Origin of the sequence: Streptomyces sp. NPDC058678, from assembly GCF_042714835.1 — a bacterium.
In the GTDB taxonomy this organism is placed as follows: domain Bacteria; phylum Actinomycetota; class Actinomycetes; order Streptomycetales; family Streptomycetaceae; genus Streptomyces.
In genome coordinates this window covers 17,980-34,212 of record NZ_JBHXSG010000080.1, presented here as the reverse complement: position 1 = coordinate 34,212, position 16,233 = coordinate 17,980, and the positions used below count along the sequence as shown (strand labels likewise).

At 69.6% G+C, this 16,233-nt stretch carries 11 protein-coding genes; 9 read left to right on the top strand and 2 right to left on the bottom strand.

The genetic code is table 11. The annotated features are described in order from the left end of the window. Window positions 1-273: 273 nt before the first annotated feature. On the bottom strand, window positions 274-1,563 hold the full coding sequence (locus ACFWWR_RS42065) for an MFS transporter (protein ID WP_383875648.1): 1,290 nt from the start codon (window positions 1,561-1,563) through the stop codon (window positions 274-276). Between the two features lie 541 nt (window positions 1,564-2,104). Between ACFWWR_RS42065 and ACFWWR_RS42060 the strand changes: the two genes are divergently transcribed. The 4 genes from ACFWWR_RS42060 to ACFWWR_RS42045 all read left to right on the top strand — a co-directional run bounded on the left by ACFWWR_RS42060 (window position 2,105) and on the right by ACFWWR_RS42045 (window position 6,775). Then, window positions 2,105-2,596, top strand: a complete 492-nt coding sequence (locus ACFWWR_RS42060; RefSeq protein WP_383875647.1) for a nucleotidyltransferase domain-containing protein — start codon at window positions 2,105-2,107, stop codon at window positions 2,594-2,596. A 171-nt stretch (window positions 2,597-2,767) separates the two neighbouring features. Next, entirely contained in the window at window positions 2,768-4,435 is a 1,668-nt protein-coding gene (locus tag ACFWWR_RS42055) for an alkaline phosphatase D family protein (protein WP_384309357.1), read from the top strand. A gap of 168 nt (window positions 4,436-4,603) precedes the next feature. Beyond that, window positions 4,604-5,956, top strand: coding sequence for a carbohydrate-binding protein (locus ACFWWR_RS42050; RefSeq protein ID WP_384309354.1), 1,353 nt, complete (start codon window positions 4,604-4,606; stop codon window positions 5,954-5,956). A 150-nt stretch (window positions 5,957-6,106) separates the two neighbouring features. Continuing rightward, window positions 6,107-6,775, top strand: a complete 669-nt coding sequence (locus tag ACFWWR_RS42045) for a TetR/AcrR family transcriptional regulator (protein WP_383875641.1) — start codon at window positions 6,107-6,109, stop codon at window positions 6,773-6,775. Window positions 6,776-6,863: 88 nt separating this feature from the next. On the opposite strand, the gene ACFWWR_RS42040 is transcribed toward ACFWWR_RS42045, so the two are convergent. Beyond that, window positions 6,864-9,509, bottom strand: a complete 2,646-nt coding sequence (locus tag ACFWWR_RS42040) for a cellulosome protein (RefSeq protein WP_383875639.1) — start codon at window positions 9,507-9,509, stop codon at window positions 6,864-6,866. A gap of 565 nt (window positions 9,510-10,074) precedes the next feature. Here ACFWWR_RS42040 and ACFWWR_RS42035 point away from each other — a divergent pair. The 5 genes from ACFWWR_RS42035 to ACFWWR_RS42015 all read left to right on the top strand — a co-directional run bounded on the left by ACFWWR_RS42035 (window position 10,075) and on the right by ACFWWR_RS42015 (window position 16,215). Next, window positions 10,075-11,130 (top strand): LacI family DNA-binding transcriptional regulator, encoded by a 1,056-nt coding sequence (locus tag ACFWWR_RS42035; RefSeq protein WP_383875638.1) that lies wholly within the window; start codon window positions 10,075-10,077, stop codon window positions 11,128-11,130. A gap of 172 nt (window positions 11,131-11,302) precedes the next feature. Beyond that, the gene (locus ACFWWR_RS42030) at window positions 11,303-12,547 is read left to right on the top strand and encodes an extracellular solute-binding protein (RefSeq protein ID WP_383875636.1); all 1,245 of its coding nucleotides are present in this window, start codon (window positions 11,303-11,305) and stop codon (window positions 12,545-12,547) included. A gap of 19 nt (window positions 12,548-12,566) precedes the next feature. Then, window positions 12,567-13,550 (top strand): carbohydrate ABC transporter permease, encoded by a 984-nt coding sequence (locus tag ACFWWR_RS42025; protein ID WP_384309351.1) that lies wholly within the window; start codon window positions 12,567-12,569, stop codon window positions 13,548-13,550. After that, window positions 13,547-14,368 (top strand): carbohydrate ABC transporter permease, encoded by an 822-nt coding sequence (locus ACFWWR_RS42020; RefSeq protein ID WP_384309349.1) that lies wholly within the window; start codon window positions 13,547-13,549, stop codon window positions 14,366-14,368. Before ACFWWR_RS42025 ends, ACFWWR_RS42020 begins: the two co-directional genes overlap by 4 nt. 89 nt (window positions 14,369-14,457) lie before the next feature. Next, window positions 14,458-16,215, top strand: a complete 1,758-nt coding sequence (locus ACFWWR_RS42015; RefSeq protein WP_384309346.1) for an amylo-alpha-1,6-glucosidase — start codon at window positions 14,458-14,460, stop codon at window positions 16,213-16,215. Window positions 16,216-16,233 lie beyond the last annotated feature (18 nt).

Below are 16,233 nucleotides of genomic sequence, written 5' to 3'. Positions count from 1 at the left end.
AGCATCCGAAACCCTTCGTCTGGACGAAGACCGCTGACGAGATCCTCGACAAAGTAGCCGCCTACTGCCGACGAATCTCTGACTCAGGTCACTAGCGACGACCGTCGGGGTCGCGGGGCGACGGCGGACCCGCCGGCGGGAGGGCGAGTGCCCTCTTGGAGAGGCGCGCGAGGGTCCCGGGCATCCCCGGCCGGACGGCCGAGAGCGGGTCCGTTGATCGCGGCCACCACCGGCTTGGGGATGGCGGCGCGGTCCTTGGCCCGGCCCGGCCCGTCAGGCGGCGGTGCTCAGCGCTTCCCGCCCCGCCGTCACGTCGCCCGGCTTCGACGGCAGAGCCACCGGCTGCGGGATCCGACGGGCACGCAGAGCGAAGCCCGCACCGATCGAGCCGGCGATGATCAGACCGCCCGCCACAAGGGCCCCACGCGCTCCCGCCATCTCCATGAGCAGGCCCAGCGCCGGCGGACCGCCCAGGCCCCACACGGTGCCGATGCTGCTCCACACGCCGAGTACCCGTCCCCGCAGATGGGCGGGCGGATCGGTCTGCAGGACGGCCGTCCCCGCGGTGTCGGAGAGGGACTCCACCACGGCCATGGGCAGGACGAGTACCAGGAGCACGGCCAGCGTCGGCGAGAACCCCGCCACCACCTGCAGCAACGCACCCGCGGCTGCCAGGGTGCCCACGAGCCGGACCGAGGGCCTGCGCAGCCGGGCGCCGAGGACCGCGCCGAGGATGCCGCCGGCGGCGAGGACGGTGGAGACCGTGCCGAACGCCCCCGGGCCGCCCGCGAGCGGCCCGGTGACCAGCACGGCGAGGGTGAGTCCGTAGTTGCGTCCGAAAACCGCGCTGATGCCGGTGACACCGGCGAGCGCGACCAGGCGGGGCCGACGCGCGAAGTAGACCAGCCCTTCTCGCACGCTCATGTCGTCACGCTTGTCGCGCTGCTTCGAGGTGCCAGGCCTGTCGCGCGGTTCCGCGGTGTCCTGCTGGTCCGACGCGGCATGCCCGGCCGCGCCGTGCGCCGGCCGCAGAAACGGAATGACCGAGGTGACGAACAGGAACGACAGCCCGTTGACCGCGTAGGCGGCGGACGTGCCCAGCAGGCCCACCGTCACCCCGGCCAGCGCCGCGCCGACGAGCCGGCCCGCGTTGTGCACCAGCGCGCCGACGCCGATGGCGGAGGGGACGTCCGCCACGGGAACGAGGTCGTTGCCCAGCAGGGCACAGGCCGGACCGTCGACGGTGGCGATCGCGCCGGTCACCGCGGCCAGCACCAGCAAGGTCGTCATGTCGAGCCGGTCCAGCACCACGAGCACGGCGGTCGTGAAGGCGACGACGCCGAGGAGGGCCTGGCTGACGGCGGCCGTCAGCTTGCGCGGCCAGCGGTCTACGGCCGCACCGCCCAGCAGGCTCATGAACAGGGCGGGAGCGGCCTGGACCGACATGGACAGACCGGTCGCGGCAGCGGATCCGGTGATCTGGAGCACGAGCAGGTTCTGCACCGTGAGCTGCATCCAGGTGCCGGCGTTCGACACGAAGTTCGCGACGGACCACCAGCGCATGCTGCGGTACCGCAGGGACCGCCACGGCGAGCGTGACGCCTCCTTGGCCGGAGTCGCAGCAAGGTTCGAGGCAGAGGCGGGGGCAGGGGAAGGAGGAGATACGGAAGACACAGTGCGATACCCGGGTGGCGAGGCAGAAGGTCGAACAGGTCAGCGAAACCGAGGGACGCCGGCTGCGCTGCGCGGTCACTCCACCGAGTCGGTCACGGCGCGGACCATCGTGACAGAAGGGATGGCCGAGTCGATGGGGGTGCACCCCGCCGCAGCGCGCTCCGGGTGCCAAATCCTCCTCGACCACGAATATTTGCCGCGCCGAGTGTGCTTGCTCACAGCCGCATCGGGCCGCAGCCTCGCGCGCCGCCGCCGGGGGTCTTCCGGCGTCCCGAGCGTCCTCCTCGGCGATCGGACGGCGCCGGAGCGTGCCGCGAACGAGGCGAACGGTTCCAGTGCCGCGGCAGGCAACGTTCGCCCCGTCGCGACGCCCGGCACGCTCCCCCACTGCCACAGACGTTGCCTGCTGCGGCCCTAGCCTGCTCGAGTGATGACAGCCGACGACGTGTTGATCGTCCTGGCCCTGCTGCGGCGGGCGAACGTGGACGTCTGGATCGGTGGCGGATGGGGGATCGACGCCCTGATCGGCGAGCAGACCCGAAACCACCGTGACCTTGACCTGATGCACCGGCTGGACCAGGAGGCCACTGTGACGGCAGCCCTCTCGGAGGCGGGTTTCGCGGAGAGCCTGGACTGGAGGCCCATCCGCTTCGTCGTGACGGCTCCCGACGGGCGAGAGATCGACCTCCACCCGCTCGTCTTCTCCGACGACGGCTCAGCCGAACAGGCATCACCCGAACCGGACCGTCCTTTCCCCTACCCCTCCGCGTGCTTCGTGACAGGCACGATCAAGGGAGTGCCCGTCCCGTGTCTGTCCGCCGAGCAGCAGGTCTACTTCCACCAGGGATACGAGCCGTCGGAACGCGATCGGCACGACATGGCACAACTGCGCCGTGCCTTCGGGATCTCCACGCACTTCTGATCGACACCGGCGGGCCGACCCGCGGCACGAAAGACGGCCCCGACGCTCTCGGGATCCCGCGCCTGCCGTAATTACGATCTTCATCTGCTTAGCATTCGGACGTCCACTTCGTACCGCTTTGCCGTGCGTAGCTCACAGATCCTTCGTGCAACAACCGCGAGAGGAGACCTTATGGCCTCGACAGGCCGTCGTAGATCGCCGCTGCAGGACACCTCTTCGCGACACGACCCCGAACTGCGTGCCGCCGCCAGGCACTTCGGGCGGCGCCGCCTTTTCACGATCACCGCAGCGGCCGCCGCCCTTGCCTTCACCACCAACCTGCCGGCCCGGGGCGCGGCAGGCTCACGCGAGCTCGACGCGGCGAGGATCTCCTCCGATCCGTTCACGCTCGGCATCGCCTCCGGAGACCCGCTCCCCGGCTCCGTGCTGCTGTGGACCCGGCTCGCCCCGGCCCCGTACGAGCCGGGCGGCGGTCTGCCCGAGCAGTACGTGGTCGTCCAGTGGGAGGTGGCCGTCGACGAGCGCTTCGCCCTGATCGTCCGCAGCGGCGCCGCCACCGCCTATCCCGAGTACAGCCACTCCCTGCACGTCGACGTCGAGGGCCTCGAGCCCGACCGCGTCTACTACTACCGGTTCAGGACCGGAGCCTGGATCAGCGAGACGGGCCGTACCCGGACGGCGCCTGCCACCACCGCCGCCGCCGCCGCGACGCTCACGTACGCCGCCGTCGCCTGCCAGGCGTACCACGACGGGTACTACACGGTGCACCGCCATCTCGCCGAGGACGACGTCGACGTGGTCCTGCATCTCGGGGACTACCTGTACGAGTACGCCGTGAACTCCACCGGCGGCGCACGCAACTACACGGACCGGAAGCTGCCCGACGTCTTCAACCATGAGGCCATGACCCTGGAGGACTACCGGCTGCGCTACGCCCTCTACAAGAGCGATCCGGACCTGCGGGCGGTCCATGCCGCGCACCCTTTCATCGTCACCTGGGACGACCACGAGACGGAGAACAACTATGCGGGTTCCATCAGCGAGAACAACGACCCGCCGGAGGTGTTCCTGCTGCGTCGCGCCGCCGCCTACCGGGCCTACTGGGAGAACCAGCCGCTGCGCAGCGCACAGTTCCCCAGCGGTCCTGACCTGCAGCTCTACCGTCGGCTCCAGTGGGGCACGCTCGCCCAGTTCGACGTGCTCGACACCCGGCAGTACCGCTCCGACCAGTTGTACGGCGACACCAAACACGTTCTCGGCGCCGAGGTGGACGACCCGTCGCGCACCATCACCGGGGCCGAGCAGGAAAGCTGGCTGATCGACGGCTGGCGCGCCTCGCGGGCCCTGTGGAACGTGATGCCGCAACAGGTCTGCTTCTCGCAGCGCAAACTCGACCTCAACGCCGAGGCGAAGATGTCCATGGACGCCTGGGACGGCTACCGGGCCTCGCGTCGGCGGATCCTCGACGGGGCGAGGTCGGCCGGGGTCGAGAACCTGGTGGTGATGACCGGGGACGTGCACGTCGGTTACGCCTTCGACATCAAGGACGACTTCGACGATCCGGCGTCCACGACCCTGGGCACGGAGATCGTCGCCACGTCCGTCGCGAGCGGCAGGGACGGCGTCGAGAGGCCCTCCAACTGGGACACCTATCTCAAGGCCAACCCGCATCTGAAGTTCTACAACGGGCAGCGCGGCTATGTGAGGGTCGAACTGGACCGTCAGGCGGCACGGGCCGACTTCAGGACCGTGTCCGCCGTGACGACGCCGGGCTCGCCGATCACGACCGCCGCGTCCTTCGTGACGGAGGCCGGCAACCCTGGTCTCCAGCCCGTGTGAGCACCACTACCCGGTATGTCGGTCCGTCAGCATCCTGTACTCCGCCGGGCGGGCCCATCATGTCGTCCGATGCGCGGAACGGCCGCGAAGCGGACTTCTTCTGAGCCCTTTTCGGCAAAACCTAGGGTTTCGAGGCCCTTCTGCCACCGAAATCCGAGGAGACACCTGATGGTCCACAGACACGCCGGAGTCGGCTGTGCCGCCTTGACGGTGCTCGGCGCACTCGTGCTCGCGGGGCTGCCCGAAGCCGCGGCCGTCGAGCCCCCCGCGCCCACCGCCGCCGAGACACTGGGCGCCGCCAGTCCGTCGCCCGTGGTCCTGCGCGCACTGGAGCGCGACCTGGGCCTGACGGACGCCCAGGCCAGGACGCGCCTGGTGAACGAGGCGGAGGCGGGCGCGCGCGCCGGTCGGCTGCAGAACGCGCTGGGCAAGCGCTTCGCGGGCGCGTGGGTGCGCGGCGCGACCTCCGCCGACCTGACCGTCGCGACCACCGACGCGGCGGACGTTGCCGCCATCGAGGCCGGTGGAGCGCGGGCTGCGGTCGTCAGGACCGCGCTGAAGGACCTGAGGAAGGTCAAGGTGAAGTTGGACGGGGCCGTGTCCGGCAGGGCCCTCGACACGCCGGTTCGGTACGTCGACGTGCGGACCAATCGGGTGACGGTGCAGGCGACGAGCCGTGCCGCCGCGGACAGGCTCGTCGCGGCCGCCGGCGTCGGCCGGGGGGTCGTGAACGTCAAGGTGTCGGCGGACCGGCCTCGCGCCCTGTACGACATCCGGGGCGGTGACGCCTACTACATCGACGACTTGGCTCGCTGCTCCGTGGGATTCGCCGTCACCAAGGGCGACCAACAGGGGTTCGCCACGGCCGGCCACTGCGGGGAGGCGGGGGCCAGGACCGCCGGCTACAACAGGGTCGACCAGGGCACCTTCCAGGCCTCGGTCTTCCCCGGCCAGGACATGGCGTGGGTGGGCGTCAACAGCGACTGGATCGCGACGCCCGACGTCGAGGGGGAAGGCGACCAGAACATCCAGACCGCCGGCTCGGTGCAGGCCCTGGCGGGCGCCGCGATCTGCCGGTCCGGTTCCACCTCGGGCTGGCACTGCGGAACGATCCAGCAGCACGACACCAGCGTCAGCTACGCCGAGGGCACCGTCGACGGCGTGACCCGCACGACGGTGTGCGCGGAACGGGGCGACTCCGGCGGCCCCTACGTCTCGGGAACCCAGGCCCAGGGCGTCACGTCGGGCGGCTCCGGCGACTGCACGAGGGGTGGAACAACCTTCTACCAGCCCATCAACCCGCTGCTCGGCGAGTACGGCCTCACCCTCACGACCAGCACGGACGAGAGCGGTACGTCCGCCCCCGAGGACGGCCAGTCGGGCGGCTGGGCCACGGGGCAGGTCTATGAGATCGGAGCGCGCGTGACCCACGACGGCGTCTCCTACCAGTGCCTGCAGGCACATCAGGCGCAGGGGGGCTGGCAGCCCGCCCGCACGCCGGCCCTGTGGCAGCGACTCTGACACCTGCCGACGATGCAGCGGCGCGAGGTCCTGGTGCGGACCCGGTCCTCGCGCCGTGAACAAGCGACCGCACCATGCCAACTGCTCCCGGTGCACCGCCAGTTCGCTACTGACGATTCCATCAGACATGTGATCGCTTAGACTGCGGCCATGAAGTCAGCACGCTCGGGAGCCTCTGACGACGCGAAGCCGGCGTCCCGGCTGGAACGCCGGAAGGCCCAGACCCGCCAGAAACTCATCGACGCCGCACGGGCGATGCTGGCCGACGACACCGCTCGCCACGCGAGCATCCAGAGCATCACCGAAGCCGCCGACGTCGGCTTCGGCTCCTTCTACAACCACTTCTCCAGCAAGGACGAGCTCTTCGAGGCAGCCGTCGACGACGTACTGGAGGAAACCGGGGCGCTGTTCGACCAGCTCAGCACCGACGTCGACGACCCGGCGGCCGCCTTCGCCCAGTCGGTCCGTCTGGCGCTGCGCGTGAACCGCTCGCACCCCGACATGGCGAAGGTGCTGGTACGCCACGGCTTGTCGTACATCGACTCCGACCACGGCCTGGCGCCCCGCGCCCTGCGCGACATCCGCGACGGCGTCGCGGCGGGCCGGTTCCAGGTGGAGAACACACGGCTGGCCCTGGCGACCGTGGCCGGCTCCCTGCTGGCCACCTTGCACCTGTCCCTGTCCGACCCCGAACTCGTCGATGACCGCGCGTGCGACCAGGTCGCCGAGCAACTGCTGCGCATGCTCGGCCTGCCGGCCGACGAGGCCAGACAGCTCGCCACGACGCCACTGCCCGACCCGGACGCCTCGCGGCCCTGACACCACGCGGCGCCGAGCCGGGCCCGTGTCCTCTCCCCGCGGCGGGCGGGCGAGTCGTCACCCGCCCACCGCGCTCGGGCTTCGAGGGCTACTTCTGCGTCAGGGGTGTGACGGCGATCTGGTCGATCACCGGCGCGTAGGGGGATCGCTGGTCGTACTGGTTGTGGCTGTCGCCGTTGAAGTCCGGCAGTTCCTCCGCCGTGAAGGTGAGCCGGTTCGTGCCCTTCTTCAGCGTGACCGGGACCGTGAGGTCACGGAAGTCGTTGAAGTGGAAGGTCGTCGGGAACAGCACCCGGCGGGCAGGTTCGCCGTTGACCGCGAGGTCGGCGTGCCGGGCGATCGGGTCGGGGTTGTAGTGGGTGGCGGGCGCCTGTTCGGCGTTGGAGTAGCGGATGGTCACCGCATGCCGTCCGGACCTGGTGGCCGTCACGTCGAAGGTGAGGGAGTTGGCGGTGCCGTTGCCGATGTCGGTGACGGCCCTGCCGTTCGCGGCGAAGGTGTACTGGTCGGTCGTTCTGGCCGCTCCGGCGAGGGTGCCGTCCTCGGCCTGGTACACGGTGGGCACCAAAGTGCCCTCGGACGGCGACACCCTGAGCCGGTCGAGCACCAGTTCACGGGAGGTGCCGGTGACGGTGATCTTGTTGATGCCCGCGGACAGGAACATCTTGACCGCGTCCGCACCCGGCTCGCCGCTTCCGATCTTCGGGCGGTCGAGTTCCTCACCGTTGAGCGACAGGCCTGCCTTGCCGCCGCCGAGGTGGTCGACGGACACCGTCGATTCGCCGTCGGTGGGCGAGTGGACCCAGAAGGTCGCGGAAGCGCGCTTGGGCAGAGGCACCGTACCCGGGCCCGACGCCCCGGCCTGCGTGTAGACGGGGCGAGCTCCGGTGAGAGTCGCGTACTCGGCCTCGTAGATCGCCGACTGGGTCACGTTCTGGTCGCGCAGGGCCAGGTCGAGCTTGTCGATGATCGCGTCGCCCTTGGTGACGCCCAGGTCCGCGTCCTTCGCGGCGAGGGTGATCCGGTGCTTGCCGGCGGTCAGTTCCACCGTGGTGTCGGTGTGGCCCCAGACCACCCACTTGTAGCCGAGCGGCATCCGCAACTCCTGTGGGTCCTTGCCGTCGACCCGCAGGAAGACGTTGGTGGGCCCCTGTTCCTTCACCCGGGCGTCCAGGTTGTAGGAGTTGGCGAAGACGCTCAGGTCGTACGTGCCGTCCTGCGGGACCTCCACGTCGAAGGCGAGCACGCCGTCGGAACCGGTGCGCAGCCCGCCGACGTTGTAGTTGCCGGACGTGGCGAACTTGCCGACGTCGGAGGGCGTGCCCTCAGGGCCGTTCCTGGAGTAGCCGCCGCCGGTGTAGGTGGCGTTCTCCGCCTCGTACGTCGTACGCCAACTCGTCGACGGTGTGGCCGGCTTCCCGCCGTTCCCGCCCGGGGCGAGGATGACCTGGTACGCGGACATCGCGTTCATGCCGGTCATCGGCAGGGACACCCTGCCGTCGGCGCCGACCGCGACCTCCCGGTCCGCCAGCCGCAGCGGCTCGGCCGAGTCGCCGACCTGTCCGGTCCAGGGGATCTCCTGCACGGTGGCGTGCACCGTCGTCCCGAACAGCTTCGGGTCGACGTTGTCGAAGACGACGTCCGCGTCACCGCTCTTGCCGCCGAACAGCACCCTGGACTGCTTCTTGCTCTTGTCGAGCGTGGCCACGCCCTGGAGGGTGTACTGCTGGTTTGGGTGCGGGGCGGTCACCGCGACCGTGTGCCCGGACATCTGACCGTAGGCGTTGAACAGCCACCACTGGCCGTTGCCCTTGTTGGCCTCCACGGCCGAGTCGTTGAGGTTGCCGTCGATGTTCCAGTACGCCAGGTCGGCGTCGATCTTCGACTCCTCGATGGCGGACACCCACTGGACGACCTGGCCGGGCACGGAGAGGTGGTAGTTGTGCCCGTACTCGTTGACGTTGACCGGCAGCGGGCCGACCCCGGTCTCCTTCTCCATCTGCCGGTACTTCGCCACGCTCGTGCGCACCGCGGCGGGCGACGACAGCTCGTGCCAGGTCATCACGTCCGGGACGACGTCATTGGCCTTGGCGTACTGCAGGAAGCCCTTGACCTCGGGGTAGAGGACGGAGGTGTTCGGGCCGGCGATCCGCGCGTCCGGGTCCAGGCTCCTGATGAGCTGGAACGCCTCCTTCCACGCGGCGAAGTAGTACTGCGGGTCGGTGCGCCAGGAGATGCCGTTGTAGCTCCACCTGCCGGTGCCGAACATGTTCCCTTCGGGTTCGTTGAAGGGGACGTAGACGACGTTCTCCTTGTAGCCGCCCATGGTCAGGACCTGTTGGACCTGCTTCTTGATCTTCTCCTTGAAGTCGGCGAGCCGCGCCGGACCGTCCGCTCCCGGCCACTCGTACGGGAAGCCCCGGTAGATGTCGGTCATGTAGATGTAGACGTCCTTGCCGCCCGAGTCCACGAACGACGGCAGGATCTCCAGGGCGTCCGCTCCCGGATGCTGCGGACCGTCCTGCGCCTTGGTGGACACCGTGCGGACGTGCATGCCCTCGATGAGGTTGCGGCTCGGTACTCCGTCGCCGTAGACCCCGTACAGGGTGCCGCTGGCGCCGCCGTGGAAGGCGCCGGTGTCCGTGGCGAGGTCGATGACGAGCTGTTCCGGCTCGGCCGCCCGGGCCGTACCCGCGGAGGGCACGGCGAGCACGGTGGCGAGGACCGAGGCCATCACAACGCCGGTTCTCGTGGTTCTTGGTCGCACTGCGGTCTCCAGTTTCGTAGTCGAACCGGTTCGATTGCCGGGCGGCGCTCTGGGCACACGTTGACAAGGGGGCGTTGTTGCAGTTCAGGGCATCAGTCTCGGCTTCGGCGAGCCCTGCGGGTGGCGCGGGTTCCTGGTAAGGACGGTTCACAGGGCCTCTCGCCACGGCATCGAACCGGTTCGGGGAAGCTAGCACCCGCGAAACAGGCCAGCAATACCTCCGACACGGACTTCTGCGGGGGTTCAGCGCGGTCCGCATGGCCAGGACCCCGCTCCCGGAAGCCAGGGGATTGGCTGATCAGACGAGGCGACGGGCCATGCGGGCAGCGTGCCGCGACCCCCGGCCCGAAAATTTCCGAGCCGTTACAGAAGATGCCCCGCAGGCGTTGACAGTCCGTCCGGACTGCTCCTACCTTCACTTCACGCGAACCGGTTCGACAAACCGTCGCCCCTTCTCCTCTTGCCCCCAGCCCACAGGACCGGCAGGCTCCTCCACCCAGGAGTCGTCGAACCGGTTCCAGCAAGGAGTTCCGTGAACATCGGTGAGATCGCCAAGCGGGCCGGTGTCTCGCGGAGCACCGTGTCCTACGCACTGAGCGGCAAGCGCGCCGTATCGGACGAGACCCGTCAGAAGATCCAGCGGGTCATCGACGAGCTGGGCTACCGGCCCAACGCGAGTGCGCGTGCCCTGGCCAACGGCCGGACCAACACCATCGGTCTGGTCTTCCCGCCGGCCGGGAACCACTACACAGGGATGCAGCTGGACTTCATCGGCAGCGTCGTCGAGGCCGCGGCGACCTACGACTACGACGTGCTGCTTTCTCCGAGCGGTGTGGACAGCGACCGCTCGTTCCAGCGACTGCTGGGCGAGCGGCGGGTCGACGGCGCGATCCTGATGGAGATCAGGCTGCAGGACGACCGGGTCGACCACCTCACCGCGGTGGACTTCCCCTCCGTCGCCATCGGCCGGACCGCCCACCCGGAGGGCGGCTGGTGGGTGGGCCTGGACCACACCGCGCTGGCGGCGGCCTGTGTCCACCACCTCGCGGACCTGGGCCATCGCAGGATCGCCTTCGTCAACCGGCCCGAGCAGCTCCTGCGGGCCGGGTACGAGTCGGCTCACCGTGGGCTCGACGGGTTCACCAAGGCCGCGGCGGAACGCGGGCTCACCGTCCGGACGTACTGCTGCGGGGACGATCCCGCTTCGGGGCAGGCCTGTGTGGAGCGGATCCTCCACGACGATCCCGCCACCACCGGCCTGGTCACGCTCAACGAGGCCGCGCTCGGCGGGCTCTACCGCGGGCTGTCCGAGGCCGGCCGCCATGTGCCGCGCGACTTCTCCGTCACCGGAGTCGTGGCCGGCCGGTGGGCGGAGACGGTGACCCCGCAACTCACCGCCGCGGACGTGCCGGCGGAACAGATGGGCCGCCTCGCCGTCGACCTGCTCGTCGAGCGGCTCGACAACCCAGCCGCACCCGCCCGGCACCACCTGCTCAGGCCGCCGATCTCGCTGCGCGCCAGCACGGCGCCCGCCGGGACCGGGCCCGCACCCTCAGAGCTCGAACCCGGTGCCGGCACCGCCCTCTGACCGCACGCCCCCGCACACCCGCTCTCCTCCCCTCCCCTCCCCTCTCCTCATCTGTCCTCTCCTCTCCTCCCTCCCCGAACGCGCGGGCCCGCCGCGGTAGTTCGACACACCTTCCCCCGGCCCTTCGCCCCTGCCTCGGCACCGGCATGCCACAAACAAGAAGGAACGCGTCATGAACCGACCCACCGGACGGCGTCTCACCGCCGCGGCCCTGGCCGTCGTAGCCGTCGCCACCGGCACCACCGCGTGCTCCTCCGGCGCGAGTGACACCGCCAACGACTCGGCCGCGAACGGCACTTACACCGTCTGGGACCCCTACCCGCAGTTCGACAAGTCCTCGGCGTGGGCGAAGTTGCTGGACGGCTGCGGCACCGAGGCCGGGGTGAAGATCAAGCGGACCGCGTTCGACACCAGTGATCTGACGAACAAGGCGCTGCTGGCGGCGCAGCAGGACAACTCCGCGGACGTGCTCATCGTCGACAACCCCGTGGTGTCGACCCTGGCGGAGGCGGGGGTGCTGACCACGACCGACGACAGCAAGCTGGACACCTCGGCCGTGGACCCCAACCTGCTCGCCGCGGGTCAGTCGGGCGGGAAGACGTACGGCACGCCGATCGGTGCGAACACCCTCGCCCTGTACTACAACAAGGCGGTGCTCAAGACGGCCGGGGTGGACATCTCCTCGGTCAAGGACTGGAATTCACTGACGGCCGCGCTGGCGAAGGTCAAGGCGGCGGGCAAGAAGGGCATCACCTTCTCCGCGATCGGGACGGAGGAGGGCAGCTTCCAGTTCCTGCCGTGGTTCTGGGGCGCGGGCGCGCAGCTGACCGAACTCGACTCGTCCAAGGCCGTCTCGGCGTTGTCGCTGTGGAGCGACTGGCTGAAGGATGGCTATGCGCCCAACTCGGTGATCAACAACACCCAGACCACCAGCTGGCAGGAGTTCGCCGGCGGCGACTACGCGTTCGCCGAGAACGGCACCTGGCAGCTCGCCAATGCCGAGAAGGCCGGCTTCGACTACGGGGTCATACCCGTCCCGGCCTCCGGCGGAGGCAGCGCCGCCGCCCCCACGGGCGGTGAGTTCGTCACCCTCCCGGTGCAGGGTGACACCGGCCGCTACGCCACCTCGCAAAAGCTCGTGTCCTGCCTGACCAACAGCAAGAACCTGCTCGACACCGACACCACCCTCTCCTACGTGGCCCCCACCGGAGAGGTGCAGGACAAGCAGGTGGCAGCCAACGCCCAGCTGAAGCCCTGGGTCGAGGCGGTCAAGGCGGCCAAGGGACGCACCAGCGACGACCTCGGCACCAAGTACCCCAAGATCTCGGAGCAGTTGTGGAAGGCCGTCCAGTCCGCCCTGAGCGGATCGGCGTCGCCGAAGGACGCGCTCGGCTCGGCCCAGTCCGCCGCCAAGTGACCGGGGAACGGCCTTTCAGATGAGCCACACGACACACCTGCCGGACAGCCGGCCGGTGGGCGAGCGGGGCGGGGCTCTCACCGACGGCCCGCCCCCGGACCGCACCAGGAAACGCCACCGTCCCGTCTCCCAGCAGTGGGCCGCCTGGGGATTCCTCACCCCGGTCGTCCTCTACCTCGGCCTCTTCTACGCCTATCCGCTCTACCGCAACATCGACCTGAGCCTGCGCAACTACACCGTCCGCTCCTTCGTCCAGGGCAACGCGCCCTTCACCGGCCTGCAGAACTACCGGACCGTCTTCGACGACCCCACGTTCGCCCCCGCGCTCATGCACACCGTGGTGTTCACGGCCGTGTGCCTGGTCTTCCAGTACGCGATCGGCCTGGTCCTCGCGGTCTTCTTCAACCAGAACTTCCGCCTCTCCGCCACCCTGCGCGCCCTGTTCCTGGTGCCCTGGCTGCTGCCGCTGATCGTGTCGGCGTCCACCTGGTCGTGGATGCTCAACAGCGACTCCGGCATCGTCAATACCGTCCTGCACGCTCTCGGCATCGGCCCGGTGAACTGGCTGACCTCACCGTCCTGGTCGCTGGTTTCGGTGATCATCGCGAACATCTGGATCGGCGTCCCCTTCAACCTGGTCGTGCTCTACAGCGGCCTGCAGTCGATCCCCACGAGCCTGTACGAGGCGGCCGCCCTGGACGGGGCGAACGCCTGGCAGCGCTTCTGGCGCATCACCTTCCCGCTGCTGCGCCCGGTGTCCGCGATCACCCTGCTCCTCGGGTTGGTCTACACCCTCAAGGTCTTCGACATCATCTGGATCATGACCAAGGGCGGCCCGGCGGACTCGTCCACCACCTTCGCCACCTGGTCCTACCAGCTCGGCTTCGGCAACCTGCTGCCCGCCTTCGGCCCCGGAGCCGCCGTCGGCAACCTGCTCGTCGTCGCCGCCCTGGTCTTCGGCCTGGTCTACGTCCGGGTCCAGCGAAAGCAGCAACTCTCGTGAATCGACGCCGCCGTACGTGGGGGAAGACAGCCACCGGCCTCCTGCTGACCGCGCTCATGCTCTTCCCGGTCTACTGGATGCTGAACGTGTCCTTCACCCCCCAGCAGGACATGCGCAAAAGCCCGCCGGACCTGTTCCCCGCCCACGCCACCCTGGAGGGCTACCGGGCCGTCCTCGACCAGCAACTGCCCTACCTCGGCACCAGCCTCGTCATCGGCCTCGGCACCGTCGCCCTGACCGTGGCACTGGCCGCACCCGCCGGCTACGCACTGGCCAAACTGCGCCCACGCGGCGGCGGCATCCTCAGTTTCGTCCTGCTGGCCGCCCAGATGATCCCAGGCATCATCATGGCGATGGGCTTCTACGCCATCTACCTCCAGCTCGGTCTGCTCCAGTCCGTCCCGGGCCTGATCATCGCCGACTCCACCCTGGCCGTCCCCTTCGCGGTCCTCATCTTCACCGCGTTCATGTCCGGCATCCCCGGCGAACTGATCCAAGCCGCGCAGATGGACGGAGCAAGACCCCTGCGCACCTTCTGGTCCATCATCCTGCCGATGAGCCGCAACGCCGTCGTCACGGTGTCCCTGTTCGCGTTCCTGTGGTCCTGGTCCGACTTCGTCTTCGCCAGCACCCTCGCGGGCGGCGGCGCCCACGAACCGATCACCCTCGGCATCTACCACTACATCGGCAACAACAACCAGGAGTGGAACGCCATCATGGCCACCGCCGTCGTGGCCTCAGTGCCCGCCACGGTCATCCTCGTCCTCGCCCAGCGCTACGTCGCCGCGGGCGTGACCGCCGGCGCCGTCAAGGACTGACACCGGGATTCCACCGTCCGCGCCCCGCTTCGCCGAAGCCGCTGACCATCCTCCGGCAAAGCCACAGCTCAAGAAACGAGTAACGCTTCATGACCGCCGCCCGATCCGGCCCGGCCTTCTCCGTGGACGACATTCCGTTCAGCACGCACGGCTCCTGGTTCGGCATCTCTCCCGTGCTCGCGGAGAAGACCCGCTCCGAGGACCTCCACCTCGTCTCGCACCAGAACGGCATGCACGCCGTCCTGCGCCTCGTCCCCCTGGACACGGCGACCGGCCGGCGGGCGGAGTCCGCCGTGCAGGCGACACCGAGCAGGCTCAGCTGGACCGGCGCGGACGGGCGCATCGACCTCGCCTACGAGTCGCCGGACACCGTCCGCCTGCGGGGCGAGGGACTGGATCTGCGCGTCGCCGCGGCGGCGCGGACCCTGACCCCCTTCAGCGGCACCTACTTCTACCGCGACCCGGTCGACGGCTCCCACACGTTCACCTCCTACGAAACCGGACGCCGCTACCGGATCACCGTGCTGTCCGGCGCGGTTGCCGAAGACGTCGGCACTCAGGCCCTGGGCGGCGGGGCGCGTGGTGTCACGATCACCGCCGACGGTGGCGACGGCTGGGAGATCGCCGTCGAGGAACTCGATTCGGCCCGGCGGCCCTTCACCTCCTCGGCCTCGTTCGGCCGGGTCGTGGCAGCCGCGCGGCGCTCGTTCGACGAGTTCGTCGACAGGGTCGCCCCGTGGCGCTCGTCCGGCACCCCGGCAGCCGAACTCGCCGCCTATGTGGTGTGGTCGGCGACCGTACGCCCGGCGGGTTTGGTCACCCGGCCCGCCGTGCTGATGTCCAAGCACTGGATGGACAAGGTGTGGAGCTGGGACCACTGTTTCAACGCCCTCGCCCTGGCCCCCGGGTCCCCCGGCCTCGCCTGGGACCAGTTCTCGCTGCCCTTCGACCACCAGGACGAAAGCGGCGCGCTGCCCGACTCCGTCACCCATTCCGAGGTCCTGTACAACTTCGTCAAACCCCCCATCCACGGCTGGGCTCTCGGCCACCTGCGCCGAAGGCTCCCCGAGCCGCTGACCCCGGAGCAACTGACCGAGGCCTACGACAGACTGACCCGCTGGACGGACTTCTGGCTCACCGCACGGCGCGCACCCGACGCCGCCCTGCCCCACTACCAGCACGGCAACGACAGCGGCTGGGACAACGCCACCACCTTCGACCCCGAGCGGGTGATCGTCACCGCCGATCTGGCCGCCTTCCTCATCCTCCAGCTGCGCGAACTCGCCGATCTCGCGATCGAGTTGGGGCGGCCCGACGACGTCCGGCACTGGACGCGCACGGCTGACGCGACCCAGGCGGCGATGTTCGACCGGCTGTGGACCGGTGACCGGTTCGTCGCCCGCTCGGCCCACGGCGAGGACGCCTGGGGCAGCTCCAGTCTGCTCGACCTGATGCCCGTCGCACTGGGCGAGCACTTGCCGGAGAGCGTCAGCAGCGTGCTGGCCGAGCGCATCGAGGCCCACCTCACCCCCCACGGACTGGCCACCGAACTGCCCACGTCACCGCACTACCGCTCCGACGGCTACTGGCGCGGCCCGATCTGGGCACCGGCCACGGTCCTCATCGAGGACGGCCTGCGCCGCAGCGGCCATCACCGCCTGGCGGACGAGATCAGCACCCGCTTCCGCGCCCTGTGCGAGACCTACGGCTTCGCGGAGAACTTCGACGCCCTGAGCGGCCAGGGACTGCGTGACCGCGCCTACACCTGGACCGCCGGCAGCTACCTTCTCCTCGCCGAGGCCCACGAACTCCGGCGTACCGCGCCCGCCGAGGCCGTCGGCGGCTGAGAGACCCCGGGCGGGCCG

Bases quoted from the DNA above. Each gene is read 5' to 3' on its own strand.
- ACFWWR_RS42065 (WP_383875648.1), bottom strand. From the start codon at position 1,563: ATGCGCTGGTGGTCCGTCGCGAACTTCGTGTCGAACGCCGGCACCTGG.
- ACFWWR_RS42060 (WP_383875647.1), top strand. From the start codon at position 2,105: ATGACAGCCGACGACGTGTTGATCGTCCTGGCCCTGCTGCGGCGGGCG.
- ACFWWR_RS42055 (WP_384309357.1), top strand. From the start codon at position 2,768: ATGGCCTCGACAGGCCGTCGTAGATCGCCGCTGCAGGACACCTCTTCG.
- ACFWWR_RS42050 (WP_384309354.1), top strand. From the start codon at position 4,604: ATGGTCCACAGACACGCCGGAGTCGGCTGTGCCGCCTTGACGGTGCTC.
- ACFWWR_RS42045 (WP_383875641.1), top strand. From the start codon at position 6,107: ATGAAGTCAGCACGCTCGGGAGCCTCTGACGACGCGAAGCCGGCGTCC.
- ACFWWR_RS42040 (WP_383875639.1), bottom strand. From the start codon at position 9,509: ATGGCCTCGGTCCTCGCCACCGTGCTCGCCGTGCCCTCCGCGGGTACG.
- ACFWWR_RS42030 (WP_383875636.1), top strand. From the start codon at position 11,303: ATGAACCGACCCACCGGACGGCGTCTCACCGCCGCGGCCCTGGCCGTC.
- ACFWWR_RS42025 (WP_384309351.1), top strand. From the start codon at position 12,567: ATGAGCCACACGACACACCTGCCGGACAGCCGGCCGGTGGGCGAGCGG.
- ACFWWR_RS42015 (WP_384309346.1), top strand. From the start codon at position 14,458: ATGACCGCCGCCCGATCCGGCCCGGCCTTCTCCGTGGACGACATTCCG.